26 protein-coding genes are annotated in these 26,590 nt (G+C 69.2%); 13 read left to right on the top strand and 13 right to left on the bottom strand.

Annotated elements, in window-relative coordinates:
- Positions 1-6: 6 nt before the first annotated feature.
- The gene (locus AB5J49_RS14530) at positions 7-897 is read right to left on the bottom strand and encodes an SGNH/GDSL hydrolase family protein (protein WP_369175132.1); all 891 of its coding nucleotides are present in this window, start codon (positions 895-897) and stop codon (positions 7-9) included.
- A 256-nt stretch (positions 898-1,153) separates the two neighbouring features.
- Here AB5J49_RS14530 and AB5J49_RS14525 point away from each other — a divergent pair, with 256 nt between their 5' ends.
- Entirely contained in the window at positions 1,154-1,648 is a 495-nt protein-coding gene (locus AB5J49_RS14525; protein WP_369169054.1) for a DUF3145 domain-containing protein, read from the top strand.
- 79 nt (positions 1,649-1,727) lie between these two features.
- Here AB5J49_RS14525 and fabF read toward each other — a convergent pair whose 3' ends face one another.
- The 5 genes from fabF to fasR form a co-directional block, all read right to left on the bottom strand.
- On the bottom strand, positions 1,728-2,999 hold the full coding sequence (gene fabF / locus AB5J49_RS14520; protein ID WP_369169053.1) for a beta-ketoacyl-ACP synthase II: 1,272 nt from the start codon (positions 2,997-2,999) through the stop codon (positions 1,728-1,730).
- Positions 3,000-3,084: 85 nt separating this feature from the next.
- Positions 3,085-3,333: an acyl carrier protein gene (locus tag AB5J49_RS14515; RefSeq protein WP_004001566.1), complete on the bottom strand. Its 249-nt coding sequence runs from the start codon at positions 3,331-3,333 to the stop codon at positions 3,085-3,087.
- 102 nt (positions 3,334-3,435) lie between these two features.
- Positions 3,436-4,437, bottom strand: coding sequence for a ketoacyl-ACP synthase III (locus tag AB5J49_RS14510; RefSeq protein WP_369169052.1), 1,002 nt, complete (start codon positions 4,435-4,437; stop codon positions 3,436-3,438).
- A 16-nt stretch (positions 4,438-4,453) separates the two neighbouring features.
- Positions 4,454-5,410, bottom strand: a complete 957-nt coding sequence (locus tag AB5J49_RS14505; protein WP_369169051.1) for an ACP S-malonyltransferase — start codon at positions 5,408-5,410, stop codon at positions 4,454-4,456.
- 89 nt (positions 5,411-5,499) lie between these two features.
- Complete coding sequence (gene fasR / locus AB5J49_RS14500; RefSeq protein ID WP_369169050.1) at positions 5,500-6,705, bottom strand: fatty acid biosynthesis transcriptional regulator FasR; 1,206 nt, start codon at positions 6,703-6,705, stop codon at positions 5,500-5,502.
- Positions 6,706-6,900: 195 nt separating this feature from the next.
- Here fasR and AB5J49_RS14495 point away from each other — a divergent pair, with 195 nt between their 5' ends.
- Positions 6,901-7,563, top strand: a complete 663-nt coding sequence (locus AB5J49_RS14495) for a pirin family protein (protein ID WP_369175131.1) — start codon at positions 6,901-6,903, stop codon at positions 7,561-7,563.
- Positions 7,564-7,647: 84 nt separating this feature from the next.
- Complete coding sequence (locus AB5J49_RS14490) at positions 7,648-9,921, top strand: MMPL family transporter (protein WP_369169049.1); 2,274 nt, start codon at positions 7,648-7,650, stop codon at positions 9,919-9,921.
- Here AB5J49_RS14490 and AB5J49_RS14485 read toward each other — a convergent pair.
- Positions 9,893-10,708, bottom strand: a complete 816-nt coding sequence (locus AB5J49_RS14485; RefSeq protein WP_369169048.1) for a serine hydrolase domain-containing protein — start codon at positions 10,706-10,708, stop codon at positions 9,893-9,895. The genes AB5J49_RS14490 and AB5J49_RS14485 overlap by 29 nt on opposite strands.
- A 19-nt stretch (positions 10,709-10,727) precedes the next feature.
- Positions 10,728-11,198, bottom strand: a complete 471-nt coding sequence (locus AB5J49_RS14480; protein WP_369169047.1) for a GNAT family N-acetyltransferase — start codon at positions 11,196-11,198, stop codon at positions 10,728-10,730.
- Between the two features lie 97 nt (positions 11,199-11,295).
- Here AB5J49_RS14480 and AB5J49_RS14475 point away from each other — a divergent pair, with 97 nt between their 5' ends.
- Both AB5J49_RS14475 and AB5J49_RS14470 read left to right on the top strand, forming a co-directional pair.
- On the top strand, positions 11,296-11,805 hold the full coding sequence (locus AB5J49_RS14475) for a MerR family transcriptional regulator (RefSeq protein ID WP_369169046.1): 510 nt from the start codon (positions 11,296-11,298) through the stop codon (positions 11,803-11,805).
- Positions 11,802-12,815, top strand: coding sequence for an aldo/keto reductase (locus AB5J49_RS14470; RefSeq protein WP_369169045.1), 1,014 nt, complete (start codon positions 11,802-11,804; stop codon positions 12,813-12,815). Before AB5J49_RS14475 ends, AB5J49_RS14470 begins: the two co-directional genes overlap by 4 nt.
- Positions 12,816-12,924: 109 nt before the next feature.
- On the opposite strand, the gene AB5J49_RS14465 is transcribed toward AB5J49_RS14470, so the two are convergent.
- From AB5J49_RS14465 to AB5J49_RS14455, 3 genes are all read right to left on the bottom strand, one after another.
- A complete protein-coding gene (locus AB5J49_RS14465; protein WP_369175130.1) occupies positions 12,925-13,785 on the bottom strand; it encodes a DUF4429 domain-containing protein in 861 nt (286 codons plus the stop codon).
- Between the two features lie 57 nt (positions 13,786-13,842).
- Positions 13,843-15,060, bottom strand: coding sequence for an alpha/beta hydrolase (locus AB5J49_RS14460; protein ID WP_369169044.1), 1,218 nt, complete (start codon positions 15,058-15,060; stop codon positions 13,843-13,845).
- A gap of 93 nt (positions 15,061-15,153) precedes the next feature.
- Positions 15,154-15,780 (bottom strand): TetR family transcriptional regulator, encoded by a 627-nt coding sequence (locus tag AB5J49_RS14455; protein ID WP_369169043.1) that lies wholly within the window; start codon positions 15,778-15,780, stop codon positions 15,154-15,156.
- A gap of 66 nt (positions 15,781-15,846) precedes the next feature.
- On the opposite strand from AB5J49_RS14455, the gene AB5J49_RS14450 reads away from it, so the two are divergent.
- Positions 15,847-17,466, top strand: coding sequence for an MFS transporter (locus tag AB5J49_RS14450; RefSeq protein WP_369169042.1), 1,620 nt, complete (start codon positions 15,847-15,849; stop codon positions 17,464-17,466).
- A gap of 291 nt (positions 17,467-17,757) precedes the next feature.
- Complete coding sequence (locus AB5J49_RS14445) at positions 17,758-18,063, top strand: small hydrophobic protein (protein WP_369169041.1); 306 nt, start codon at positions 17,758-17,760, stop codon at positions 18,061-18,063.
- Between the two features lies 1 nt (position 18,064).
- On the opposite strand, the gene AB5J49_RS14440 is transcribed toward AB5J49_RS14445, so the two are convergent.
- Both AB5J49_RS14440 and aceE read right to left on the bottom strand, forming a co-directional pair.
- The gene (locus AB5J49_RS14440; RefSeq protein ID WP_369169040.1) at positions 18,065-18,805 is read right to left on the bottom strand and encodes a potassium channel family protein; all 741 of its coding nucleotides are present in this window, start codon (positions 18,803-18,805) and stop codon (positions 18,065-18,067) included.
- Positions 18,806-18,894: 89 nt separating this feature from the next.
- Positions 18,895-21,642 (bottom strand): pyruvate dehydrogenase (acetyl-transferring), homodimeric type, encoded by a 2,748-nt coding sequence (gene aceE, locus AB5J49_RS14435; protein WP_369169039.1) that lies wholly within the window; start codon positions 21,640-21,642, stop codon positions 18,895-18,897.
- 352 nt (positions 21,643-21,994) lie between these two features.
- On the opposite strand from aceE, the gene AB5J49_RS14430 reads away from it, so the two are divergent.
- The 6 genes from AB5J49_RS14430 to AB5J49_RS14405 all read left to right on the top strand — a co-directional run bounded on the left by AB5J49_RS14430 (position 21,995) and on the right by AB5J49_RS14405 (position 26,545).
- Positions 21,995-22,429: a DUF3052 domain-containing protein gene (locus AB5J49_RS14430; RefSeq protein WP_030054586.1), complete on the top strand. Its 435-nt coding sequence runs from the start codon at positions 21,995-21,997 to the stop codon at positions 22,427-22,429.
- 119 nt (positions 22,430-22,548) lie between these two features.
- Positions 22,549-23,007, top strand: coding sequence for a peroxiredoxin (locus AB5J49_RS14425; protein WP_369169038.1), 459 nt, complete (start codon positions 22,549-22,551; stop codon positions 23,005-23,007).
- 129 nt (positions 23,008-23,136) lie between these two features.
- Positions 23,137-23,712 (top strand): calcium homeostasis/redox stress adaptation protein, encoded by a 576-nt coding sequence (locus AB5J49_RS14420; RefSeq protein ID WP_369169037.1) that lies wholly within the window; start codon positions 23,137-23,139, stop codon positions 23,710-23,712.
- Positions 23,713-23,833: 121 nt separating this feature from the next.
- A complete protein-coding gene (locus AB5J49_RS14415; RefSeq protein ID WP_369169036.1) occupies positions 23,834-24,409 on the top strand; it encodes a TerD family protein in 576 nt (191 codons plus the stop codon).
- A gap of 125 nt (positions 24,410-24,534) precedes the next feature.
- Entirely contained in the window at positions 24,535-25,683 is a 1,149-nt protein-coding gene (locus AB5J49_RS14410; RefSeq protein ID WP_369169035.1) for a DUF475 domain-containing protein, read from the top strand.
- A gap of 124 nt (positions 25,684-25,807) precedes the next feature.
- Complete coding sequence (locus tag AB5J49_RS14405; protein WP_369169034.1) at positions 25,808-26,545, top strand: Tellurium resistance; 738 nt, start codon at positions 25,808-25,810, stop codon at positions 26,543-26,545.
- Positions 26,546-26,590: the final 45 nt, after the last annotated feature.

Genomic DNA, 26,590 nt, shown 5'->3' with positions numbered 1-26,590 from the left:
GAAACACTAGTTCGTGACCGTGCGGTAGGCGATCTCGGCCAGCCGCGCCTGACCGTCCACACTCGGGTGGAACCAGTCCCACTGGCTCAGCTGCCCGGCGCCGAAGCGGAACTCGTACACCGCGCCGTCGTCGAACCGGCACCGGCGGTCCTTCGCACAGACCTCCTCCAGCACCTTGTTGTACGCCTCGACCCGCTCCTGCACCGCCTCGCGCCGCTGGTTGGCCGCCGCGGTGAGGGAGTCGGGGTCGCTCAGCATGGAGGGGCAGATACCGAGCCCCCACACCTGCTTGCTCAGCGAGTTCGTACGGCCCTGCTCCCACAGCCGCATCAGGTTCGGCACGCTCGCCACGAACACCTGGGCCTTCGGCGAGGCGTCCCGCAGCGTGCCCATGGCGTCCTCGAACTGCGTCCGGAAGTCGGCCACCGAGGTCATCGCGGTGGTCGTGTCCCGGCAGGCGTCGTTCGCCCCCGCCATCACCGTCACCAGCTCCGGCTCGCGCCGCACCGCCTGGGCCATCTGCCCAGCCACGTCCGCCATCCGCGCCCCGGTCACGGCGTAGTTCCAGCTGTGCCCGCCCGCCTTCGCCTTGCCCAGCAGCCGTACGGCGAGACTGTCGACCCGCGCGCTGCTGCCGGTCGCCCAGGAGACCTCGGGGCAGTCCGACAGGACCGTACAGGCGTCGAAACCGGTCGTGATGGAGTCGCCCACCGCCGCGATCGAGGCCGGGCTGCGGTCCCAGGCCGGGGTCGGGCTGGGCGACGGGCGCGCGCTCCGCGCGTCGGTGCCGGACGGTGCCGGGGAGTTGCCCCCGACGGCGTCACAGCCGGCGGCGCCCAGCACAGCCGCGGTCACGGCGGCGAAGACAGCCCGTGTCACGTGCCGTCGCTTCCGCATGCCCTGGTCCATCCCCTCGTTCGGCCCCGTCATGGTTTCCAACCAATAACAACGCACAAGGGTTCCCGCCCGTCTCATGCAACGACTCACACCCGTACAAGCGTCCTGGCGGGTGAATGGCGGGCGTTTCACGGCACCGGGACCGACGGTACGTCACACTCCTTGCGCCGCCGCACGGTAGCCTCGCCATCAACGTGGCTGCCCGGCCACTGCCGTCCGCCAGTTCGCAAGATGTCCGCTCTGCCCGGAGGTCCCGGTGACGACACGTGGAGTTCTGTACGTGCACTCCGCGCCGCGCGCGCTGTGCCCGCACGTCGAGTGGGCCGTCGCCGGCGTGCTCGGCACGCGCGTCAACCTCGACTGGATCCGGCAGCCCGCCGCGCCCGGCACCTGGCGCTCGGAGTTCTCCTGGCAGGGCGAGGCGGGCACGGCGTCCAAGCTGGCGTCGGCCCTGCGCGGCTGGCAGCTGCTGCGCTTCGAGGTCACGGCCGAACCCTGCGCCACCGCCGAGGGCGAGCGCTACAGCTGCACCCCCGACCTGGGCATCTTCCACGCAGTCACCGGCATCCACGGCGACATCCTGATCCCCGAGGACCGCCTGCGCGCGGCCCTGACACGCTCTCAGCGCGGCGAGACGGACCTGGAGGCCGAGATCGCCAAGCTGCTCGGCAAGCCGTGGGACGACGAGTTGGAGCCGTTCAGGTACGCGGGAGAGGGCGCTCCCGTGCGCTGGCTTCACCAGGTGGTCTGAAGCCTGGACAGATGACTTGAACACGTGAAGGGCCCCCACCTTGGGAGGTGGGGGCCCTTCACGTACGTATGGATGCTTCTCAGATCGTCCTGAACGCCAGCACCACGTTGTGCCCACCGAACCCGAACGAGTCGTTCAGTGCGGCGATACGGCCCTCGACGGGCAGCTTGCGCGCCTCACCACGGACGACGTCGGCGTTCGCCTCGGCCTCGGGGTCGAGGTTCTCGACGTTGATGGTCGGCGGAGCCACCCGGTGGTACAGCGCGAGCACGGTGGCCACGGTCTCCACACCACCCGCACCACCCAGCAGATGCCCGGTCATCGACTTCGTCGCGGACACCGCCATGTGGTCGGCGTCGTCACCGAACACCTTGCGCAGCGCCTTGAGCTCGGCGATGTCACCGGCCGGCGTCGAGGTCGCGTGCGCGTTGACGTGCACGATCTCCGCCGGGTCCAGGTCGTTGCGGTCCAGCAGGTTCTGCAGGGCCTGCGAGATGCCCCGCCCCTCCGGCTCGGGCTGCACGATGTCGTGCCCGTCGGCGGAGATGCCCTGCCCGACCGCCTCGGCGTACACGCGGGCACCGCGCTTCGCGGCGTGCTCGGCGGACTCCAGGACGACGACACCGGCGCCCTCACCGAGGACGAAGCCGTCGCGGGCGGTGTCGTAGGGACGTGACGCGCCCTGCGGGTCGTCGTTGTTCTTGGACATCGCCATCATGTTGCCGAACGCGGCGATCGGCAGCGGATGGATCGCCGCCTCCGTGCCACCCGCGACGACGATGTCGGCGCGGCCGGTGCGGATCATCTCGATGGCGTAGCCGATGGCCTCGGCGCCCGACGCGCAGGCGGAGACCGGCGTGTGCACGCCCGCGCGGGCGCCCACGGCCAGACCCACGTTGGCGGAGGGGCCGTTCGGCATCAGCATGGGGACGGTGTGCGGGGAGACACGGCGAACGCCCTTCTCCTTCAGCACGTCGTACTGGTCGAGCAGCGTCGTCACGCCACCGATGCCGGAGGCGATGACCGCACCGAGGCGGTCGGGGTCGACGCTCGTGTCCTCGCCGGCCTTCGCCTCGAACCCGGCGTCCTTCCAGGCCTCCTGGGCGGCGATCAGCGCGAACTGCGCCGAGCGGTCCAGGCGGCGGGCCTGCGGCCGCGGGATGACCTCGGTCGGCTCCACGGCGACCGGCGCGGCGATACGGACCGCCTGCTCGGCGGCCCAGTCCTGCTCCAGGGGCTTGACGCCGGAACGTCCGGCGATCAGGCCCTCCCAGGTAGAGGCTGCGTCGCCACCCAGCGGTGTGGTTGCGCCGATACCGGTGACGACCACGGTGCGATTGGTCGGGCTCACGGGAATTCTTTCTCCAACGGAATGGGGATTCAGCGGCGCCACCGCCGGGTGGCGGGGCAGTCAGCCCAAGGCCTGATCGGGTGGATCAGCCCTGGTGCTTGAGGATGTAGTCGGTCGCGTCGCCGACCGTCTTGAGGTTCTTGACGTCCTCGTCCGGGATCTTGACGTCGAAGCGCTCTTCGGCGGCGACGACGACCTCGACCATGGACAGCGAGTCGACGTCCAGGTCGTCGGTGAAGGACTTGTCCAGCTGGACGTCCTCAACCGGGATGCCGGCGATCTCGTTCACGATGTCGGCGAGACCGGCGACGATCTCTTCCTGAGTGGCGGCCATTTGGCGCTCCTTCGTAGATATCTCAGAGGGTTTGGCGCCCGCCGCGGCAGCGGCAGGTGGTGCGTTTTCCCGTGCCGGCTCACATGATCCGGCACGGAGTGCCTAGGGGAGAGTAACGACCGTGGCGGCGTAAACGAGACCCGCCCCGAATCCGATGACGAGCGCGGTGTCGCCGCTCTTCGCCTCGCCGGTCGCCAGGAGCCGCTCCATCGCGAGCGGGATCGAGGCGGCCGAGGTGTTGCCGGTGGTGCGCACGTCGCGGGCGACCGTGACGTGCTCCGGCAGCTTGAGAGTCTTCACCATCGAGTCGATGATCCGCTCGTTGGCCTGGTGCGGAATGAAGACGTCCAACTCGTCCGGGGTGATTCCGGCCGCGTCCAGCGCCTGCTGGGCGACCTTCGCCATCTCGAACACGGCCCAGCGGAACACCGCCTGGCCCTCCTGCGTGATCGCAGGGAACTTGTCGACCTCGCCGGTGCGGTAGTCCGTCCACGGCACGGTCTGCTTGATGGTCTCGGACTTGTCGCCCTCGGAGCCCCAGACGGTGGGGCCGATGGCCGGCTCCTCGGACGGGCCCACGACGACCGCGCCGGCGCCGTCCCCGAACAGGAAGGCCGTCGCCCGGTCCTCCAGGTCGGTGAGGTCGCTCAGCCGCTCGACCCCGATGACGAGGACGTACTCGGCGGAACCCTCGACGATCATGCCCTTGGCGAGGGTGAGGCCGTAGCCGAAGCCCGCGCAGCCGGCCGAGATGTCGAAGGCGGCGGCCTTGTTCGTGCCGAGCTTGTCGGCGATCTCGGTGGCGACGGCCGGGGTCTGCTTGAAGTGCGAGACGGTCGAGACGATCACGCCGCCGATCTGCTCGGCGGAGATCCCGGCGTCGGCGATCGCCTTGCCGGACGCCTCGATCGACATCGCGGCGACGGTCTCCTCGTCGTTCGCCCAGTGCCGCGTCTCGATGCCGGAGCGCGAACGGATCCACTCGTCGGACGAGTCGATCGTCTCGAGGATCACCTCGTTGGGCACGACCCGCGTGGGACGGTAGCCGCCGACACCGAGGATGCGCGCGTACGGGGCGCCCTTGCTGGGCTTCAGCTTCGTCATGCTCTCGGGCTCCTTGTCAGGCGCCCGCCGCGTCAGCGGCAGGTGTCGTCGTCTCGGCGATGAGCTCGCGAGCTGCGTCCAGGTCGTCGGGGGTCTTGAGCGCCAGGGTCTTCACACCCGGCAGCGCGCGCTTGGCCAGACCGGTCAGCGTGCCGCCCGGGCACACCTCGATCAGGGCCGTGACGCCGAGCTCCTTGAAGGTCTCCATGCACAGGTCCCAGCGGACCGGGTTGGCGACCTGCCCGACGAGGCGCTCCAGCACCTCGGCGCCGGTGGCGACCGCCCTGCCGTCCTTGTTGGAGACGTAGGTGAGCTTCGGGTCGCCGGGAACGAGCCCCTTGGCGGCCTCGGCCAGCTTGTCGACGGCGGGGCCCATGTGGTGCGTGTGGAAGGCGCCGGCGACCTTCAGCGGGACGACCTTGCGCACGCCCTCGGGCTTGTCCTCGTTCAGCGCGGCGAGCTGCTCCAGCGTGCCCGCGGCGACGATCTGGCCGGCGCCGTTGATGTTCGCCGGAGTCAGGCCCAGCTTCTCCAGGTGCGCGACGGAGACCTCCGGGTCGCCGCCGAGCAGCGCCGACATGCCGGTCTCGGTGATCGCGGCGGCTTCCGCCATGCCCAGGCCGCGGGTGCGGACGAGCCGGACGGTCTCCTCGTCGGAGAGCACCCCGGCGAGCCCGGCGGCGGTCAGCTCGCCGACGCTGTGACCGGCGATGGCGCCGACCTTCCGGGGCAGGTCCGCGGGGTCGTCGAAGAGCATGTACGCGGAGGCCAGTCCGGCCGCCACCAGCAGCGGCTGCGCCACCGCGGTGTCGCGGATCTCCTCCGCGTCGCCCTCGGTGCCGTAACGGACGAGGTCGATCTGCACGGCGTCGGACCATGCCTCGAGGGCACCGCGGACACCGGGGAGTTCGAGCCAGGGGGTCAGGAAGCCGGGCGTCTGGGCGCCCTGGCCGGGAGCGACGAGTACGAGCACTCTCACACTCTCTCTTGGGGACGGCCGACGCCGCCCGTGGGGACAAGGACGAAGAACACGAGGGGGTTTTGTGGACCCCCGACAAAAGGCTAGAGCTGGAGATCGCCGTCGACCAGACGCCCCAGGATCAGCGCGATGCGCAGAGTGAACGCGGAGCGTACATCGGAAGGCGACCATCCGGTGACGTCAGTCACACGTCGGAGCCGGTAGCGCACGGTGTTGGGATGCACGAAGAGCATCCGTGCCGCGCCCTCCAGACTGCTCGCCTGTTCGAGATAGACGGAGAGCGTCTCCAGAAGGGCCGACCCGGCCTCCTCCAGCGGTCTGTAGATCTCCTCCACCAACTGCTCGCGCGCACTTGGGTCCCCCGCGATGGCACGCTCAGGAAGCAGATCGTCCGCAAGGACCGGACGCGGGGCGTCCTGCCAGGCGGTACACGCCTTCAGTCCGGCGGCCGCGGCCTGCGCGGACCGCGTGGCGGCGAGCAGATCGGGCACCACGGGCCCCGCCACGACCGGCCCGGCGGCGTACGGCCCGATCAGCGACTTGGCGACGGCGATCGGATTGTCGCTGCCCCCGGCGATGACGACGAGCCGGTCCCCGAGCACCCCGGTCAGCACCTGCAGCTTGGCGTGCCGAGCGGCCCGCCGGATGGCCTCGACGGTCAGCTCGCTGTCCCCGTCGGGCGCCGTCCCGAGCAGGACACACACATGCTCCGGCGAGTTCCACCCGAGCGCGGCGGCCCGCGACACGGCCCCCTCGTCGGCCTCGCCACTGAGCACGGCGTTGACGACGAGCGACTCCAGGCGCGCGTCCCACGCACCGCGTGCCTCGGCGGCCTGGGCGTAGACCTGGGCGGTGGCGAACGCGATCTCACGGGCGTACACGAGCAGCGCCTCCCGCAGCACGCTCTCGTCGCCGGGCGCCGCCACCTCGTCGATGGCCGACTCCATGACCTCGATGGTCGTGCGCACCATCTCGACGGTCTGCCGCAGGGTGATCGCGCGGGTCAGCTCACGGGGCGCGGTCCCGAAGACGTCGGTGGAGATGGCCTGCGGTGCGTCGGGACGCCGGAACCACTCGGTGAAGGCGGCGATACCGGCCTGGGCGACGAGACCGATCCAGGAACGGTTCTCCGGGGGCATGGCCCGGTACCACGGCAGCGTCTCGTCCATCCGCGCGATGGCCTGCGCGGCGAGAGAACCGGAGGACTTCTCCAGTCGCTTCAGGGTCGCGGAGTGGGGGTGGATGTCGTGCGCGGCTGCTTCGGACTTACGGGCTACGGGTTCGGGCACGGGGACAAGACTGCCTTATCGGGACGGGTGCGCGTGCCGGAGGGTGTGTGGTCGGCGGCTCGGCGGGCCGTGCTTCGCGCCCCTACGGCTCCCTCACGGCCGGTGTCGTCGGACCGGCGCAGGTTGCGGGCCCTTGCCCGGCGTTGCACTTGACGTCGGGTCTGGCCGGCCGGCAGGGCTACCGTGGTGCGCGTGATGGACGTACGGCGCGCCGCGGGGCGCTATCCCGGAGGGGATCCGGCAGCGGGCATCGAGTCGCGCCACGCCTTCTCCTTCGGCCCGCACTACGACCCCGACAACCTCCGCTTCGGCGCGATGATCGCCTGCAACGAGGAGCGGCTCGCCCCCGGCGCCGGCTTCGACGAGCACCCCCACAGCCACACCGAGATCGTGACGTGGGTCGTCGAGGGCGAACTGACCCACCGCGACTCCACCGGCCACGAGACCCGGGTCGGCCCCGGCGACGTCCAGCGGCTGAGCTCGGCGGGCGGCGTACGGCACGTGGAACGCAACGACGCCGACACCCCTTTGACCTTCATCCAGACCTGGCTGGCCCCTCTGTCGCCGGGCGGCGACCCGTCGTACGAGATTGTCCACGGCATCGCGGACTCGACGCCGTACGCCGTCCCGGAGGCGGGCGCGATGCTTCACGTACGGCGCCTGGGGGCGGGGGAGCGGACGGCGGTGCCGGACGGGGCGTATGCGTACGTGCATGTCGTGCGCGGTGAAGTGCGGCTGGCGGGCGAGGAGTTGAGCGCCGGTGACGCGGTGCGTCTCACGGACGCCGAGGGCGTGGAGGCGGTGGGGGTGAGCACGGCGGAGCTGTTGATCTGGGAGATGGCCCCGTTGGCCCCATAGGCGTGGTGCCCGAGATGCCGGAGTGGTTCCTGTGGCGTCCAATGGAGAGGTCGGACACTCGCTCGGCAGAGAAGAGCCGAGGCCATGGCCAGACGCGAAGGCACGGGGGAACAGGGCAAAGCCCCCAAGGGGGGACTGCGACGGCTCGGTGAGTGGTGCGCCCACCACTTCGTGATCGTGATCGTCGCCTGGCTGGTGGCCCTGGGCGCGCTGCAGGCCCTGAACCACATCCACGGCGGGACCTACTCCGACGACTTCGCCCTCTCCAACGTCCAGTCCGAGGAAGGCCTCGACGTGCTGAAGCAGCACGATCCGCAGGCCGGGGGCTACAGCAGCCAGATCGTCATGCACGACGACGACAAGGCCCTGACCTCGCTCGGCTCGCAGATGTCGACCACCGTCGCCGACCTGCAGAAGCTGCCGCACGTCCTGTCCGTGCAGAACCCGCTGGACGCCACCTCCTCGAAGGTCGGGCCGCTGGCCTCCGACGGGAAGACCGCCTACATCACCATCCGCTTCGACGAGCAGCCGTCCCTGCTCGGTGACAGCTACCTCGGCGGGGTCGACGACGCCGTACAGCCGCTGCGGGCGGCCGGTGCCGACGTGGAGTACGGCGGCTCGCTCGGCGAGCTGGCGCGGCCCGAGGCCGACGACCGGGTGAGCGAGCTGATCGGGTTCGCGGTCGCCATCGTGGTCCTGCTCATCGGCTTCGGCAGTGTGATCGCCGCCGGCCTGCCCCTGATCACCGCGCTGATCGGCGTGGTCGGCGGCCTGGCCTGCCTCGGGCTGCTCGCCATCGCGTTCACCTTCGCCACGGTCTCGCCCACCCTGGCGACGATGATCGGCCTCGGCGTCGGTATCGACTACGCCCTGTTCCTGATCACCCGGCACCGGCAGGGCCTCATGGACGGCGCCGATCCGGTGCGCGCCGCCGGCCACGCCGCCGCCACCAGCGGACGCGCGGTGCTCGTGTCCGGTACGACGGTGATCGTCGCCCTCATGGGCCTGTGGGTGTCCGGCGTGAGCTTCATCGGCAAACTCGGCGTCGCCGCGGCCGTCACGGTCGTGTCGGCCGTCCTCGGCGCACTGACCCTGGTCCCCGCCCTGCTCGGGCTGATCGGCCACCGCATCGACCGCTACCACCTGCGCCGCCCGGTCGCCGAGACCGACGCCGAACCGGGCACGGAGCCCACGGGGACCTGGCACCGCTACGCCCAGCGCGTGGAGCGCCATCCGCTGCGGTACCTGTCCGCGGGCCTCGTCACCGTCGCGGTGCTGGCCATCCCGGTCTTCTCGATCCAACTCGGCCACATCGGCGACGGCGCGGACCCCACGTCCTTCACCGACCGGCGGGCCTACGACCTGATGACCGACGCGTTCGGCCCCGGCTCCAACGGCCCCCTCACCATCGTCATCGACCAGACCTCCGTACCGGACTCACAGCGCTCCGACCTCGCCTCGAAGGCCCAGCAGGCCCTGGGCGACGCGTCCGGAACCTCCTTCGTCACCCCACTGACGCCGACGCAGGACGGGGACGTCCTGCTCGGCACCGTCTACTCGTCGACGTCGCCGCAGAACGCGGACACCACCGACCTCACGAACCGGCTCGTCGACGACACCCTCCCCGGGGCGGTCTCCGGCACCGACGCCAAGGGCTATGTCACCGGGACGACGGCCGCGCAGGTCGACTTCCGCGACATCGTCGCGAGCAGGCTGCCGCTGATCATCTGCGTCGTGGTCGCCCTGGCTTTCCTGATCATCCTCGCGGTCTTCCGCGGCCTGCTCGTCGCCGTCAAGGCGGCCGTCCTCAACGTCCTGTCGATCGCCGCCTCGTACGGCGTCGTCGTCGCCGTCTTCCAGTGGGGCTGGGGCGGGCCCGCGCTGGGCGTCAACGGCGAGGTGCCCATCGAGAGCTATGTGCCGATGATGATGTTCGCCATCATCTTCGGGCTGAGCATGGACTACGAGATCTTCCTGCTCTCCCGGGTGCACGAGGCCTGGCTGCGCACCGGGGACGCGAAGGCCTCGGTCGCTCATGCGCTGGAGATCACCGCACGCGTGATCACCTGCGCGGCACTGATCATGGTCAGTGTCTTCGCGGCCTTCATCGTCAGCGACAACATCGTGGTCAAGATGCTGGGCCTGGGCCTCGCCGTCAGCGTGCTCATCGACGCCACCGTGGTGCGTCTGCTCATGGTGCCCGCCGTGATGACCCTGCTGGGCCGGCACGCCTGGTGGACGCCCCGCTGGCTGGACCGGATCATGCCGCACATCGACACCGAGGGAACGGGCGAGACCCTCACGGCCACGGGTACGGCCACGGACACGGCTACAGCTCGGCGCGCACCGCCTCCGTGAACCCCGGCCACGCCTCGACCGCCCACGGCCCGAACGCCCGGTCCGTCAGTGCGACGCAGGCCGCGCGCGCGTCCGGGTCGACCCACAGGAACGTACCCGACTGCCCGAAGTGCCCGAAGGTGCGCGGCGAGGACGAGGAGCCCGTCCAGTGCGGGGACTTGCCGTCCCGGATCTCGAAGCCGAGCCCCCAGTCGTTCGGGTTCTGGTGCCCGTACCCCGGCAGCACGCCCTTCGTCCCCGGGTACTGCACGGTCATCGCCTCGGCGACCGTGCGCGGGTCCAGCAGCCGCGGCGCCTGCACCTCCGCCGCGAACCGCAGCAGATCCTCGACCGTCGAGACCCCGTCCTTCGCCGGGGAGCCTTCGAGGGACGTGGCCGTCATGCCCAGCGGCTCCAGCACCGCCTGCCGCAGATACTCCGCGAACGGAATGTCCGTCGCCTTGGCGACATGGTCCCCGAGCTGCTCGAACCCGGCGTTGGAGTACAGCCGCCGCTCCCCGGGCGGGGCCGTCACCCGGTGCTCGTCGAAGGCCAGCCCCGAGGTGTGCGCGAGCAGATGCCGCACCGTCGAGCCCTCCGGTCCGGCCGGCTCGTCGAGCTCGACCGCGCCCTCCTCGTACGCGACCAGCACCGCGTACGCGGCCAGCGGCTTGGTGACCGACGCCAGCGGGAAGCGGTGCCCGACGGGGCCGTGGGAGCCGAGGACCGTGCCGTCGGCCCGTACGACACCTGCGGCGGCGGTGGGAACCGGCCAGTTCTCGATCAGTGCGAGGCTCTGCAAGGACATGTCTGTGAGCCTAAGCCGCTCACAGGTACAGCCGCATCGAGGGGTCCGTGTCCCGCGTGAAGCCCAGCGACGCGTACAGCGGTTCGGCATCGGCGGACGCGGTCAGCATGACGTGGCCGGCACCCCGCTCGCGGAACCAGTCCAGCAGCTCCTCCATGCACGCGCGCGCGTACCCCCGGCGCCGCGCGTCCGGGTCGGTGGCGACGCTGAAGACGTAGCCGATCAGCCCGTGCGGATGGCCGGCCCGCCCGATCCGGTACTCCAGCGTCCCCACCACCAGCGCCGCCAGCGCCCCCGGCCGGTCCGGATGGTCGACGACGTACGCCCCGAAGTCCCCGTCCGGCTGGGCCAGCCTGCCCCGCAGGATCGGCAGCGACTGCGCGTGCCAGTCGGTCGGCCCGGCATCCGACGCCATCGAGTCGATCATCACCTGACGCAGCCGCAGCACTTCGGCGGCATCATCGGGCAGGGCACGGCGTACGAGACTCATGCCCCGCACGCTAGCCACGGTGATCACGCCACGTCCCGTGCTTTTCTTACCGTTTCCGCTTGCTTGGAGCGCACTCCAAGGTCATAGCGTGGAGGGCATGACGGTGATGGAGACCACGAGTACCAGGACCGACAGCTGTGCCGCTCCGCCGCACCCGCACCGCCGCCCGGAGGGCCAGGACAGCTACACGATCAGCGAGGTCGTCGCCTTCACCGGTCTGACGGCCCACACCCTGCGCTGGTACGAGCGGATCGGCCTCATGCCGCACATCGACCGCTCGCACACGGGCCAGCGCCGCTACAGCAACCGTGACCTGGACTGGCTCGACCTCGTCGGCAAGCTGCGGCTGACCGGCATGCCGGTCGCCGACATGGTCCGGTACGCCGAACTCGTGCGCGAGGGCGACCACACGTTCGGTGACCGCTTCGAGCTGTTGGAGACGACCCGCCGCGACGTCCTCGCCCGGATCGCCGAGCTCCAGGACACGCTGGCCGTGCTCGACCGGAAGATCAGTTTCTACGCGGACGCGGGGCGCCTGTACGAGCAGGACAAGACGTACCAGCAGGACAAGACGTACGAGCAGGAGAAGACGGAGAAGGCTGGATGACGGACAACAGGATCGCGACGGTACGGCTCGGCACGACGGGCCCCGAGGTGGGTGTCCAGGGCCTCGGCTGCATGGGCATGAGCTTCGCGTACGGCCCCTCGGACGCGGGCGAGTCCAGGGCGACCCTGGAGCGGGCGCTGGAGCTGGGCGTCACGCTGTACGACACGGCGGACGCCTACGGCGCGGGGGAGAACGAGAAATTCCTGGCGCCGTTCTTCAAGGCGCATCGCGACGAGGTCGTCATCGCCACGAAGTTCGCCCTGGCGATCGACCAGGACGACCCGACGAAGCGGATCATTCGCAACGACGCGCCCTACATACGCCAGTGCATCGAGGCGAGCCTGAAGCGCCTCGACGTCGACGCGATCGACCTCTACTACATGCACCGCCGGGATGTGAACGTCCCCATCGAGGAGACCGTCGGCGTCATGGCCGAGCTGGTCCGCGAGGGCAAGGTCAAGCATCTGGGCCTGAGCGAGGTGACGGCGGACGAGCTGCGCGCCGCGCAGACCGTGCACCCGATCGCGGCCCTCCAGTCCGAGTGGTCGCTCTTCAGCCGCGACATCGAGGCGAAGGTGGTCCCCGCGGCCCGCGAACTGGACGTGGCCCTGGTGCCGTACTCCCCGCTGGGCCGGGGCTTCTTGACCGGCTCCTTCGCCAAGGCCGAGGACCTGACGTCCGACGACTTCCGCCGCCAGCAGCCCCGCTTCACGGGCGACAACGCGGCCGCCAACGCCGCCCTGCTGGAGCCGATCCGCACGGTGGCCGAGGCGCACGGCGCGACGCTCGGGCAGATCGCGCTGGCGTGGGTGCAGCAGCAGGCCTCGGTGCACGATCTGCCGGTGATCCCGATACCGGGCACGCGCAAGCCGGGCCGGGTGGAGGAGAACGCGACCGCCACACGGATCGTGCTGAACGAGGAGGAGCTGGCCCTGCTGGAGCCGATCGCGGCCAAGGTGGCGGGAGACCGGTACGCGGACATGAGGTTCGCCTCGGCCGGCCGGGAGTAGACGCTCTCAGGGGCGCGGGGCGGTATCGGTTTGCGGCTCCGCCGCGTGGACGCGACCAGCCACGAGCGGTCCGCAGCCGCCCCGCCACCGCGCCCGGCGGACGAAATCGCTAAAGCTGCGCCAGCAACTCCGCCTTCTTCACCGAGAACTCCTCATCCGTCACCAGCCCCGCCTCGTGCAGCTCTCCCAGGTGGCGGATGCGCTCGGCGATGTCGGCCGGGTCGCGCCGCGGTGCCGCAGCCGGCACCGCGGCGACCGGCCCCGACTTCCGTACCGCTGCCAACACGGCGGCGGCGAACGGCAAGGACTCGTGCACCGGCCCGTACCCCAGCCCGAACACGACGGCCGCCGGATCCTGATCGGCCTGCGCGGGCCGGCCGTCGGCGGAGTCCGGCCGCAGCAGCCGTAGATGCCCCTCGAACACCTCCGGCGAGCGCCACTCGACCCCGCTCAACTCGCCCACCGGAAAGCTCTGATCGCCGGCCTTCCACTTCGCCGAGGACGCCCCCGTCCAGAACCACCGGAAGCGGACGGTCTCCCCGTCGAAGGACGCCTTCCCGTCATACGCCTTGAACTGCAACGGCACTTCGGGCGCGGCCACGAGGAACTCCTCGGCGGGCCCGGCCTCCGTCAACTCCGCCCGCAGCTCGTCGGCGTAGTACTCGGCCAGCGTCTCCTTGTCGGCCGGCAGTACCAGCCGATACGGATCGCTCCCGTCCTTCAACTGCCCGGCCGCCGCCTCCAGCAACGGATCGGCGCCCGACCGCAGTTCGATGCGCAGAGCCACGGTCCCGCGCTTGCCCGGCGTCAGCGTCACCCCGGCGATCGCCTCCAGCGGGACACGGCGCTCCGCGAGGCTCTGAAAGAGCTTGGGTGTTCGAATCCCCCGTTCGTAACGGATGAGCACGGAGTCGGACTCGAACTCCCAGGTGGCATGAAATCCGGCCAGTACGTCACCCATGCGGCTCATCGTATGCGGCACGTGCTCCTCCGTCGCCACCCCGTGCAACCCGCAATTCCTGCGCCTCTACGCGCGTCCGGCCGACGCCGTGTCGGACAAACCCGTCCGACAGGCCTCGGTATCGTCGGCACACCGCACCGACTTGTACGAGCCAACCCCGATCTCGGCGAAGTTCAGCACGCTGTCGGTACCCGGCTCGAAATAGCCGGCGTGCCCCTTCGCCTCCCGCGCCGACAGCACCCGCGCGCCGAACACCGACGACACCGGGTCCTCCCCGTGTCCCAGCCCGCCGACCTCGAGATACGGCACGTCCTGCACCCAGTCGTCCGCGTCCCGCATCGCCCACACCTGGGCGGAGGTGCGCAGCTGGGAGGCCTTCGCGACCCGCATGCCGGGGGAGCCGGCCACCGCTATGTCGGCCACCCGTCCCGGCAGCGCGGGTGCGGCGAGGCCGCACAGCACCGAGCCGTAGCTGTGGCAGAACAGGGAGACCGGCGAACCGCCGGGCAGGCCCCGCACCAGCGCGTTCAGCCGGACGGCCCCGTCCGCGGCCCGCCTCGCCGTCGCCGAGTCGATGCCGAGCCCGCTCGGCGTGGTGTAGTCGGCCCAGGCGATCACGGCCGTACGCGTCGAGGGGCCGACCGCGCGCTCGGCCGCGTACAGGGACTGCGCCATGCCGACGGGTGCCGAGTACTTGCGGTTGGTGCGCTGGAACGTCAGCAGGTCGGTGTCGACGCCGGGGACGACGACCGAGATCCGCTCGGCCTTGGTCAGGTCGCCGAACACCTCCGCGGCCCGCCCGGAGCCCTCCGGGTCGAAGGCGAGGATGCGCCGGTCCGCCTGCATCATCGACTCGAAGCGATGCATACGGCGGCCCGCCTCGCGCTGCCCGTCCGGCGTGAGCCCCGCGTCGTGCATGCGCTTCAGCTCGACCTTGCGCGCCTGGTCGAGCGCGATGTGGTTGGCGCGGTAGCGCAGTTCGACGGGGGCGCCGTTCATGTTGCCCACGGCGAGCGGATAGCGCTGCGCGAGGCTGCTGCGCTGCGCTGCGGTCAGCGAGGCGAAGAAACGGGCGAGCCGGGTGGGGGAGGAGTCCGTGTCCGGCAGCTGGTGCCCGGCGATGCGGCCGTGCTCCCAGGCGCTGAGCGACGCCTGCAGTGGTGCGGCGCTGCGGTGGTGGCGCAGGGCGGTCCAGCCGGTGGTCGCCAGCATCACGAACACCACGGCCAGAGCGAGCAGTGCGCGCCAGACGTTCAGTTGCGGGGACGTGTCGAAGGAAGTCACTGGGAGGACACACTAGGAGAACGAGAGGGTCTCGCGTTAACCAAGTGACTGGTATCACGTTTCGGTCAAGGCGGTGTTAACAGGCCGATGACCTCAGCGTGTTCGCCAGCTCTCGCTGAGTGCCGGGCCCACCTGTTCGAGATATGAGACGGTCAACGCCCGCATGGCGTCCAGGCTGAAGTCCTCGCCCGTGCTCCACTGACGCTCCGTCAGCCGCATCACCCCGCCGAAGAGGGCCACCGCCAGCCGGGGCCGCGGATCGGTGTCCATGTCGACCCCCTCGCGCTCGGCGAGGATGCGCGCGATCGCCTCCTCGGCCTCCACCGAGCGGCGCAGATGGGTGGCGAGCAGGGCGGGCGTCGACTCGATCACCTTGTACATGCGCAGATACAGCTCGACCGGTGCGACGGCCTCGACCACGTCGTGGAGCGTGTCCCAGCCCTCCAGCACAGCCTGCCGCAGCGCCTCCATGGGGGCCTCGTGCGGCGGGCGCTCGCGCACCGCCTCCAGGAAGTGCGCCACCGTCATCTCCTGCAGGGCGAGGGCCGCCTCCTCCTTGCCGGCGAAGTAACGGAAAAACGTGCGCTGCGACACATCGACGGCCTCCGCGACGTCGTCGACGGTGGTCCCCTCGTACCCCTGGGTGGTGAACAGCTCCAACGCGGTACGCAGCAGTGCTTCCCGAGTGCGCTGCTTCTTGCGTTCGCGCAGTGTTTCCATAGGTGTCAGTTACCGACTTGTGAATTGGTTTGTCAATTGTCAGAGGCTGTCATTAGCCTCGAACGCATGACTAGTCAGACCACCATCGACACGACGGGGTCGGAGGGCAAGGCGCCGGCGGTTCCGTCGGACGCGACGCCGGCCAAGGGGCTGCGGGGCCACCCTTGGTTCACTCTCATCACCGTCGCAGTGGGGGTCATGATGGTGGCCCTCGACGGCACCATCGTGGCCATCGCCAACCCGGCCATCCAGAAGGACCTCGGCGCCACCTTCGCCCAGGTCCAGTGGATCACCAACGGTTACTTCCTCGCTCTCGCGGTCGCCCTGATCACCGCCGGCAAGCTCGGCGACCGCTTCGGACACCGCCAGACCTTCCTGATCGGCGTGGTCGGCTTCGCCGCCGCCTCCGGTGCGATCGGTCTGTCCAGCAGCATCGCCGCGGTGGTCACCTTCCGCGTCTTGCAGGGCCTGTTCGGCGCGCTGCTGATGCCGGCCGCGCTCGGCCTGCTGCGGGCCACCTTCCCGGCCGAGAAGCTCAACATGGCCATCGGCATCTGGGGCATGGTCATCGGTGCCTCCACCGCGGGCGGCCCGATCCTCGGCGGCGTCCTCGTCGAGCACGTCAACTGGCAGTCGGTGTTCTTCATCAACGTGCCGGTCGGCATCCTCGCCGTCGTCCTCGGCGTCGTGATCCTGCTCGACCACCGTGCCGAGAACGCCCCGCGCTCCTTCGACATCCTGGGTATAGCCCTGCTGTCGGCCGCGATGTTCTGCCTGGTCTGGGCCCTGATCAAGGCTCCGGAGTGGGGCTGGGGCGACGGCAAGACGTGGACGTTCATAGCCGTGTCGGTGCTGGGCTTCGCGCTCTTCGCCTTCTGGGAGACGAAGGTCAAGGAGCCCCTGATCCCGCTGGCTCTCTTCCGCTCGGTCCCGCTCTCCGCGGGTGTCGTGCTGATGGTCCTGATGGCCATCGCCTTCATGGGCGGCCTGTTCTTCGTGACGTTCTACCTGCAGAACGTCCACGGCATGAGCCCGATCGACGCGGGGCTGCACCTCCTGCCCCTCACCGGCATGATGATCGTCGGCTCCCCGCTCGCGGGCGCGATGATCACCAAGCTGGGCCCGCGCATCCCGCTGGCCGGCGGCATGGCGGCCACCGCCCTCGCCATGTACGGCATGTCCACGCTTCAGACGGACACCGGCAGCGGCGTCATGTCCCTCTGGTTCGCCCTGCTCGGCCTCGGCCTCGCGCCGGTCATGGTCGGCGCCACGGAGGTCATCGTCGGCAACGCGCCCATGGAGCTCTCCGGCGTCGCCGGCGGTCTCCAGCAGGCCGCGATGCAGATCGGCGGCAGCCTGGGTACGGCCGTCCTGGGCGCCGTCATGGCCTCCAAGGTCGACAGCGACCTCGCCGGTAACTGGACCTCCGCGGGCCTGCCGCCGCTCACCGCGGCCCAGGAGGCCCAGGCCTCCGAGGCGGTCCAGGTCGGCGTGCCACCGGTGGCCCCGGGCACGCCGAACGCCATCGCCGCGAAGATCACGGACGTGGCGCACGACACGTTCATCTCGGGCATGAGCCTGGCGTCCCTGGTCGCCGCGGGCGTGGCGGTCGTCGCGGTCTTCGTCGCCTTCCTCACCAAGCGCGGCGAGAACGCGGAGGCGGGCGCGGGCGCGGCGCACATCTGACGCCCCGCAAGCGAACGGAGGGATCCGCGGTCGGAGTTCCCCTATCAGGGTGACTTCGCTAAAGATCCCTCCCACCCGGCATGCGCCGCAGGTCAGATTGGGCCAAGCCCTCCGTACGGCATGTTCCTCGGGCACGTTGGTACGACGAGGAGGGCGGCCTGGGCGGCGGCGCGCTGCCGGAGGGGGACAGCGCGCCGACGGCCCGGAACAACCGGAGGATTAGCGCCCGCACGCGGGGTACTCGACTCGGCGAACCCAACCGACCGGAAGGTTCTGGGAGTTGAGTTGACGATGGCGGGCTTCGGACACCGAACGCGCGGGTACCCCCGCTCACGTGGCCGGACGTGGTCACGGACCGGGCCGGATCGCGCGACGCTGGGGATCATCGGAGCCATCTGCGCGATCGCCGGTTTCTTCGTACTGGGCATCATCCTCGGCCCGGTGGCGATCGCCTGCGGCTGGCTGGCCATGAACCGCACCTGGTCAGGAGCCCGCCCGCTCCCCGCGCTGGTGGCCGTGGTGCTGGGCGCGATAGACACGCTGATGGCCGTCATCTGGCTGGCGGGGACGGCGACACCGGGCAACGGTCTGTTCTGACTCACTTGTCCCCCACCCTGTCCCCCGACAGCGCGGCGACCTCGGCTCGCAAGGCCCGGACTTCCTCAGTGAGTACCCGTATCGCCTCGGTCTGCCGCCGCTCCTCCACGTCGTCCATCTCGAAGCGAGCGATGAACCAAGCGGCGATGTTCGCGGTCACCACACCCAACAGGGCGATCCCGGACAGCATCAGCCCCACCGCGAGCATCCGCCCCACCCCGGTGGTCGGCGCATGATCCCCGTACCCCACGGTCGTCATGGTCGTAAAGGACCACCACACCGCGTCACCCAGCGTCTTGATGTTCCCGTCCGGTGAGTCCCGCTCCACCGACAGCACGGCCAGTGACCCGAACATCAACAGCCCGACCACCGACCCGGCGACATAGGTCGTGAGCCGCACCTGCGAGGCCATCCGGGCTCGTTGCCCGACGAGCAGCAGGGTGGCCACGAGCCGCAGCAGCCGCAGCGGTTGGACCAGCGGCAGCACGGCCGCGCAGAGATCCATCCAGTGGCTCCGTACGAACTGCATCCGCTGCTCGGCGAGAGCGAGCCGTATGACGTAGTCCAGCGCGAACGCGCCCCACACCACCCACTCCACCGCGAGGCACGCGGACGCCACCGCACGGCTCGCGTCCGGCTCGACGATCGGCACGGCATAGGCCACGGCGAACGCCAGGGCCAGAGCGAACAGGGGCCGCTGGGTACACCGTTCCCAACGGACTTGGGCGAGCGGTTGCTTCATGTCCGCATCGTAAGAAATGTGAAGGGGTGGTGTAGTCCGCAGATCACCCACGGGCACACCACCCCTTCGAGCTGTTGACGCCGGCGACGCTACGCGTCGCCTCCCGCGGCACCCGGGTCCGCCGCCGACACATCGAGCAGCTGGTAACGGTCGATCGCCTGCTTCAGCACCGACCGGTCCACCTTGCCCTCCTTCGCCAGCTCGGTCAGCACCCCGACGACCACCGACTGCGCGTCGATGTGGAAGAACCGGCGCGCCGCACCGCGCGTGTCCGCGAACCCGAACCCGTCCGCGCCCAGCGACTGGTACGTCCCCGGCACCCACCGGGCGATCTGGTCCGGCACCGACCGCATCCAGTCGGAGACGGCCACGAACGGTCCCTCGGCCCCGCTGAGCTTGCGCGTCACATAGGGCACCCGCTGCTCCTCCTCCGGGTGCAGCAGGTTGTGCTCCTCGCACTCCACGGCCTCGCGCCGCAGCTCGTTCCAGGAGGTCGCCGACCAGACGTCCGCCTTGACGTTCCACTCCTCGGCGAGGATCTTCTGCGCCTCGATGGCCCAGGGGACGGCCACACCCGACGCGATGATCTGCGCGGGGATCGATCCGGCCGTGCCCTCGCTGAAGCGGTGGACGCCCTTGAGGATGCCCTCGACGTCCACGTTCTCGGGCTCGGCCGGGTGTTGGATCGGCTCGTTGTAGACGGTGAGGTAGTAGAAGACGTCCTCGCCGTGCGGGTGCTGCTCGTCGCTGCCGTACATCCGCCGCAGACCGTCCTTGACGATGTGCGCGATCTCGAAGCCGAACGCCGGGTCGTACGACACACAGCCCGGGTTGGTCGAGGCGAGCAGCTGCGAGTGGCCGTCGGCGTGCTGCAGGCCCTCACCGGTCAGCGTGGTACGGCCGGCGGTCGCGCCCAGCACGAAACCGCGCGCCAGCTGGTCCGACATCTGCCAGAACTGGTCGCCGGTGCGCTGGAAACCGAACATCGAGTAGAAGACGTAGACCGGGATCAGCGGCTCGCCGTGCGTGGCGTACGCCGAACCCGCCGCGATCAGCGACGCCGTACAGCCCGCCTCGGAGATGCCGTCGTGCAGCATCTGGCCCTGCGGCGACTCCTTGTACGCGAGCAGCAGGTCGCGGTCGACCGCCTCGTACTGCTGGCCGAGCGGGTTGTAGATCTTCGCGCTCGGGAAGAACGAGTCCATGCCGAACGTGCGGTACTCGTCGGGCGCGATCAGCACGAACCGCCTGCCGAGTTCCTTGTCCCGCATGAGGTCCTTGAGCAGCCGTACGAACGCCATGGTGGTGGCGATCGACTGCTGACCGGAGCCCTTCTTCACGGTCGCGTACGTCTTGTCGTCCGGCAGCGCCAGCGGCTTGGAGCGCACCACGCGCGTCGGGACGTAACCGCCGAGCCCCTGGCGGCGGTCGTGCATGTACTGGATCTCCTCGGAGTCCCGCCCGGGGTGGTAGTACGGCGGGAGCCCGCTGTCCAGGTCCTTGTCGGCGATCGGCAGGTGCAGACGGTCGCGGAAGCGCTTGAGGTCGTCGACCGTGAGCTTCTTCATCTGGTGCGTGGCGTTGCGGCCCTCGAAGTTCGGACCGAGCGTCCAGCCCTTGATCGTCTTGGCCAGGATCACCGTCGGCTGGCCCTTGTGGGCGCGGGCCGCCGCGTACGCGGCGAAGATCTTCTTGTGGTCGTGACCGCCACGGCCCAGGTGCAGGATCTGGTCGTCGGTCATGCCCTCGACCATCGCGCGCAGCCGCTGGTCGTCACCGAAGAAGTGGTCGCGGATGTAGCCGCCGGTCTCGGTGGCGTACGTCTGGAACTGGCCGTCCGGCGTGGTGTTCATCCGGTTGACCAGGATGCCGTCGCGGTCCTGCGCGAGCAGCGGGTCCCAGGTGCGGTCCCAGATCAGCTTGATGACGTTCCAGCCGGCGCCCCGGAAGATCGACTCCAGTTCCTGGATGACCTTGCCGTTGCCGCGCACCGGGCCGTCGAGGCGCTGCAGGTTGCAGTTGACGACGAAGGTGAGGTTGTCCAGGCCCTCGCGGGCGGCGATGGACAGCTGGCCGAGCGACTCCGGCTCGTCCATCTCGCCGTCGCCCAGGAACGCCCACACATGCGACTTGGAGGTGTCGGCGATGCCGCGCGCCTCCATGTAGCGGTTCATCCGCGCCTGGTAGATCGCGCCGATCGGGCCGAGGCCCATCGACACCGTCGGGAACTCCCAGAAGCCCGGCATCAGCCGCGGGTGCGGGTAGGAGGACAGGCCGTACGGCGCCTTCGACTTCTCCTGGCGGAACGCGTCCAGGTTCTGCTCGCTCAGACGGTCCAGCAGGAACGCGCGCGCGTAGATGCCCGGAGAGGCGTGGCCCTGGAAGAAGACCTGGTCGCCGCCGTCGCCCTCGTCCTTGCCGCGGAAGAAGTGGTTGAAGCCCACGTCGTAGAGCGAGGCGGAGGAGGCGAAGGTCGCGATGTGACCGCCGACGCCGATGCCGGGGCGCTGGGCCCTGGACACCATGACCGCGGCGTTCCACCGGGTCGCGTTGAGGATCTTGCGCTCGATCTCCCCGTTGCCCGGGAAGAACGGCTCGTCCTTGGTGGCGATCGTGTTGACGTAGTCCGTGCTGCGCATCTCGGGCACGGCGACGCGCTTCTCGCGGGCCCGCTCGATCAGCCGCAGCATCAGATAGCGGGCCCGCTCCCGGCCGCGCTCGTCCACAGCGGCGTCGAGGGAGTCGAGCCACTCCTGCGTTTCCTCGGGGTCGAAGTCAGGAACCTGACTCGGAAGGCCGCCAATGATGATCGGGTTTCGATCGGATCCGGAAGCCACGCTGTTCCTTACCTGTCAGAGGGCCGTGTTTCTGGGTGTCTGCACCGCTCCCCATCGTGTACCTCGGGGCGCCAAACGTCATCTCTACTGCGAGGTAACCGGGTCCTGGTAACGGTGGAGTACCCGTCGATGGTTCCCAAACGCCCAAAGGGGCGGATTGGCGTGCGGTACGTCACCTTGGGACGATGATGGTGTGCCTGGAGTTGCGGTGACACGTTCACGATCGTCACCGTTTCGGCGGTCTGAACGGCCGGGTACTTGCGCGATCCGTCCCGCCCGTGTGGACTACGGCCAATGCTTCGCGCACGCGCGTGGCTGAGTTATTTCCCAAGACATGATCAGGAGGCAACCCGTGAGCGCGACCGCGGACCACGCGGAGGAGCGGACCCTTGCCGAGAGGCTGGGGTTCCAGCCCGAGCAGGTGGTCCAGGAGATCGGCTACGACGACGACGTAGACCAGGAACTCCGCGAGGCCATTGAGTCAGTCACCGGCACAGAGCTCGTGGACGAGGACTACGACGACGTTGCCGATGCCGCGGTGCTGTGGTTCCGCGACGAGGACGGCGACCTGACGGATGCGCTGGTGGATGCCACCACGTACATCGAAGAGGGCGGCGCGATCCTGCTGCTGACGCCGAAGACCGGCCGTGACGGCTACGTTGAGCCCAGCGACATCTCTGAAGCCGCGACCACGGCGGGGCTGTCGGCGTCCAAGAGCGTCAGCGTCGGCAAGGACTGGAGCGGCAGCCGGCTGGTGACGCCCAAGGCCGCGAAGACCAAGAAGTAGAACCGGTGGTGGTGCCGGGCCGGGCTGAAAAGCCCGGCCCGGCCTCCTGCACGGGCCTCGGTGGTAGCTGCATAGGGTGGGTTCCACCCGAACAGCCCCACCGAAGGGACATCACGACGATGGCGATCCAGGTCGGCGACAAGGCCCCCGACTTCGAGCTCAAGGACAACCACGGCGCCGCCGTGAAGCTCTCCGACTTCCGCGGTTCCAAGAACGTCGTCCTGCTCTTCTACCCCTTCGCCTTCACCGGCGTGTGCACCGGCGAGCTGTGCGAGGTGCGCGACAACCTGCCGCAGTTCTCCGACCGCGACACCCAGGTGCTGGCCGTCTCCAACGACTCCATCCACACCCTGCGCGTCTTCGCCGAGCAGGAGGGCCTGGAGTACCCGCTGCTCAGCGACTTCTGGCCGCACGGCGAGGTCAGCCGCGCCTACGGCGTCTTCGCCGAGGACAAGGGCTGCGCGGTGCGCGGCACCTTCGTCATCGACAAGGAGGGCGTCGTGCGCTGGACGGTCGTCAACGCGCTGCCGGACGCCCGCGACCTCAGCGAGTACGTCAAGGCACTCGACACCCTCTGATCCCGACACCCTGTGATTCTTCGGTATCAAGGCCTGCGGGGTACGGGAACCCGTTACTAGGATCGACTCGTTGATCCGATATCAAACGCATGGCGGGGCTCCCCGCCCCTGGACACCAATGGAGGACTCGTGGGAGTCAGCCTCAGCAAGGGCGGCAACGTATCACTGAGCAAGGAGGCCCCGGGCCTCACTGCGGTCATCGTCGGTCTGGGGTGGGACGTCCGCACCACGACCGGCACCGACTTCGACCTCGACGCCAGCGCGCTGCTGCTGAACAACGCGGGCAAGGTCGCCAGTGACGCCAACTTCGTCTTCTTCAACAACCTGAAGAGCGCCGACGGCTCGGTCGAGCACACCGGCGACAACATCACCGGTGAGGGCGAGGGCGACGACGAGCAGATCAAGATCAACCTCGCGGGCGTCCCGGCCGACGTCGAGAAGATCGTCTTCCCGGTCTCGATCTACGACGCCGAGAACCGCCAGCAGTCCTTCGGCCAGGTGCGCAACGCGTTCATCCGCGTCGTCAACCAGGCCGGCGGCGCCGAGATCGCGCGCTACGACCTCAGCGAGGACGCGTCCACCGAGACCGCGATGGTCTTCGGCGAGCTGTACCGGCACGGCGCGGAGTGGAAGTTCCGCGCCATCGGCCAGGGCTACGCCTCGGGCCTGCGCGGCATCGCGCAGGACTTCGGTGTGAACGTCTGAGGTCGCCATCCGAGAGGTGACCGTTCAGGACACCACTGGCTGAGTCCGGCGCCGTACCGTTTGGGTGCGGCGCCGGATGCGCAGGACAACCAAAAAGCATCACGCGGGGAGGACCAGCAACATGGGCGTCACGCTCGCCAAGGGAGGAAATGTCTCCCTGTCCAAGGCCGCACCGAACCTCACTCAGGTGATGATCGGGCTCGGCTGGGACGCGCGCTCCACCACCGGAGCCCCCTTCGACCTCGACGCCAGCGCCCTGATGTGCACCGGCGGACGGGTCATGGGCGATGAGTGGTTCGTCTTCTACAACCAGCTCAAGAGTCCGGACGGCTCGGTGGAGCACACCGGGGACAACCTCACCGGCGAGGGGGACGGCGACGACGAGTCGCTGCTGGTCGACCTCTTCAAGGTGCCGGCCCAGTGCGACAAGATCGTCTTCCCGGTCTCCATCCACATGGCCGATGAGCGAGGCCAGACTTTCGGCCAGGTCAGCAACGCCTTCATCCGTGTCGTGAACCAGGCCGACGGCCAGGAACTCGCCCGCTACGACCTGAGCGAGGACGCCTCCACCGAGACCGCCATGATCTTTGGCGAGGTGTACCGCCACCAGGGAGAGTGGAAGTTCCGGGCGGTGGGACAGGGGTACGCGTCGGGCCTGCGCGGCATCGCGCTGGACTTCGGGGTCAGCGTCTCATAACGCGATATGAGCAAAAGTCGGGCCCCCGTGGGACGGGGAGTGGGGCCGACTAGACTTCGGGTTCAAAAGTTCGTAAAGCCGAGTGCGGCGCTCGGGAGCCCCGTACACACAGGATTGGGTAGCCAGTGGTTCTGAAAACCTTCGGCTGGTCGTTCGCGGTCACCGCGCTCGGCCTGGTTGCAGCGGTCCTCTTCGGGGGGTGGACCGCACTCGGTATCGTGGCGATCCTCTCCGTCCTCGAGATCTCGCTGTCGTTCGACAACGCGGTGGTCAACGCCGGAATCCTGAAGAAGATGAATGCCTTCTGGCAGAAGATCTTCCTCACCATCGGCATCCTGATCGCCGTCTTCGGCATGCGGCTGGTCTTCCCCGTCGTGATCGTCGCGATCAGCGCGCAGCTGGGGCCGATCGAGGCGGTCGACCTCGCGCTCAACGACAAGGACATGTACCAGCAGCTGGTGACCGACGCCCACCCGGCGATCGCCGCCTTCGGTGGCATGTTCCTGCTGATGATCTTCCTGGACTTCATCTTCGAGGACCGGGACATCAAGTGGCTCAACTGGCTGGAGCGCCCGCTGGCCAAGCTCGGCAAGGTCGACATGCTGTCGGTCTGTATCGCGCTGGTCGTTCTGCTGATCTCGGCGCTGACCTTCGCGGCCAACGCCCACCAGCACGGCGGTGCGCACGTCGACAAGGCGGAGACGGTTCTGCTCTCCGGTATCGCGGGCCTGATCACGTACATGATCGTGGGGGGTCTCTCCGGCTACTTCGAGGACAAGCTCGAAGAGGAGGAGGAGCGCGAGCACGAGGCCGAGGAAGAGGCCGAGCGCACCGGCAAGCCCCGCACCGCGGTCGCCATGGCCGGCAAGGCCGCGTTCTTCATGTTCCTCTACCTCGAGGTCCTGGACGCCTCCTTCTCCTTCGACGGCGTGATCGGCGCCTTCGCCATCACCAACGACATCGTCCTGATGGCGCTGGGCCTCGGTATCGGCGCGATGTACGTCCGTTCGCTGACCGTCTACCTCGTGCGTCAGGGCACCCTCGACGACTACGTCTACCTGGAGCACGGCGCGCACTACGCGATCGGCGCGCTCGCCGTGATCCTCATGGTCACCATCCAGTACCAGATCCCCGAGCTCATCACCGGCTCGATCGGCGTGATCCTGATCGCCTGGTCCTTCTGGTCCTCGGTTCGCCGCAACCGTGCGCTGGCGGCAGCGGAGGGAAAAGCGGCGACCTCGGACGAGAAGACTGAGGTCTCGTCCGGGGTGTGACACACCTGCGGGTGAGGAACGCTCTGAGCGGGGCGGCCGGGCGTCCGGCCGCCCCGCCGGTTTTTCCGAGTGCATGCAGATCATTCGTGGTGAACGCGGTTCTCTCGTGGGACGTGGGGGCGGAATGGGCTTCTTGGACGGACTCTGGCGTGGCCGGGCGACCGAGTTCGACTCGGGCAGCGCGTCGTCGAACTCGATCGAGCTGACCAAGCGGCACGACCGGGTCTCGCTCACCAAGCAGGGTGCGGCGACCGGTCATCTCCGGGTCAACCTGGCCTGGCGTATGCGGACGTCGGACATCGGAGGCTCGCAGCGGGAGAGCCTGTGGCGGCATCCCTTGAAGGCGCTCAGGCCGCCGGAGGTGCTCGGGCACAGTCAGAGCATGGTCAACGTGGACCTCGACCTCGGGTGTCTGTACGAGCTGGCCGACGGGACCAAGGGGGTCGTCCAGCCGCTGGGCGGTTTCCTCGGGGACGTCAACGCGCCGCCGTACGTGAAGCTCAGCGGGGACGACCGGTTCGGGTCCGCGTCCGGGGAGACGATGTACGTCAACCTTGATCATCGGGAGGAGATCAAGCGGCTACTGGTCTTTGTGTACATCTATGACCAGACGCCGGCGTTCGACCGCACGCATGCGATCGTCACCCTGTACCCGAGCAATGGGCCCCGGATCGAGATAGGCCTCGATGAGCGGCATCCGCAGGCTCGGTCCTGTGCGGTGGTGATGATCGAGAACGTGAAGGGCGAGCTCTGGGTTCGGCGTGAGGTGAAGTTCGTCTACGGCTTCCAGGCCGAGCTGGATCGGTTGTTCGGGTGGGGGCTGCAGTGGGGGCGCGGATACAAGACCAAAGCGGAACGCTGACGCTTGGTCTTGGCCGGTGCGCCTGATGGCTCGGGGCCCGGTGTC

It is taken from the genome of Streptomyces sp. R28, from assembly GCF_041052385.1.
Taxonomy (GTDB): Bacteria; Actinomycetota; Actinomycetes; order Streptomycetales; family Streptomycetaceae; genus Streptomyces.
The sequence above is the reverse complement of the archived record's forward strand: the minus strand, read 5'-3'. Positions and strand labels throughout refer to the sequence as shown.

What these genes read in the sequence shown, in the direction of transcription:
- AB5J49_RS14530 (WP_369175132.1), bottom strand. Translation starts at nt 897, where the DNA reads ATGCGGAAGCGACGGCACGTGACACGGGCTGTCTTCGCCGCCGTGACC.
- AB5J49_RS14425 (WP_369169038.1), top strand. Translation starts at nt 22,549, where the DNA reads ATGGCGATCCAGGTCGGCGACAAGGCCCCCGACTTCGAGCTCAAGGAC.
- AB5J49_RS14515 (WP_004001566.1), bottom strand. Translation starts at nt 3,333, where the DNA reads ATGGCCGCCACTCAGGAAGAGATCGTCGCCGGTCTCGCCGACATCGTG.
- AB5J49_RS14485 (WP_369169048.1), bottom strand. Translation starts at nt 10,708, where the DNA reads ATGTCCTTGCAGAGCCTCGCACTGATCGAGAACTGGCCGGTTCCCACC.
- AB5J49_RS14465 (WP_369175130.1), bottom strand. Translation starts at nt 13,785, where the DNA reads ATGAGCCGCATGGGTGACGTACTGGCCGGATTTCATGCCACCTGGGAG.
- AB5J49_RS14510 (WP_369169052.1), bottom strand. Translation starts at nt 4,437, where the DNA reads ATGACGAAGCTGAAGCCCAGCAAGGGCGCCCCGTACGCGCGCATCCTC.
- AB5J49_RS14470 (WP_369169045.1), top strand. Translation starts at nt 11,802, where the DNA reads ATGACGGACAACAGGATCGCGACGGTACGGCTCGGCACGACGGGCCCC.
- AB5J49_RS14415 (WP_369169036.1), top strand. Translation starts at nt 23,834, where the DNA reads ATGGGCGTCACGCTCGCCAAGGGAGGAAATGTCTCCCTGTCCAAGGCC.
- AB5J49_RS14480 (WP_369169047.1), bottom strand. Translation starts at nt 11,198, where the DNA reads ATGAGTCTCGTACGCCGTGCCCTGCCCGATGATGCCGCCGAAGTGCTG.
- AB5J49_RS14475 (WP_369169046.1), top strand. Translation starts at nt 11,296, where the DNA reads ATGACGGTGATGGAGACCACGAGTACCAGGACCGACAGCTGTGCCGCT.
- AB5J49_RS14455 (WP_369169043.1), bottom strand. Translation starts at nt 15,780, where the DNA reads ATGGAAACACTGCGCGAACGCAAGAAGCAGCGCACTCGGGAAGCACTG.
- AB5J49_RS14440 (WP_369169040.1), bottom strand. Translation starts at nt 18,805, where the DNA reads ATGAAGCAACCGCTCGCCCAAGTCCGTTGGGAACGGTGTACCCAGCGG.
- AB5J49_RS14495 (WP_369175131.1), top strand. Translation starts at nt 6,901, where the DNA reads ATGGACGTACGGCGCGCCGCGGGGCGCTATCCCGGAGGGGATCCGGCA.
- AB5J49_RS14490 (WP_369169049.1), top strand. Translation starts at nt 7,648, where the DNA reads ATGGCCAGACGCGAAGGCACGGGGGAACAGGGCAAAGCCCCCAAGGGG.
- AB5J49_RS14405 (WP_369169034.1), top strand. Translation starts at nt 25,808, where the DNA reads ATGGGCTTCTTGGACGGACTCTGGCGTGGCCGGGCGACCGAGTTCGAC.
- AB5J49_RS14450 (WP_369169042.1), top strand. Translation starts at nt 15,847, where the DNA reads ATGACTAGTCAGACCACCATCGACACGACGGGGTCGGAGGGCAAGGCG.
- AB5J49_RS14445 (WP_369169041.1), top strand. Translation starts at nt 17,758, where the DNA reads ATGGCGGGCTTCGGACACCGAACGCGCGGGTACCCCCGCTCACGTGGC.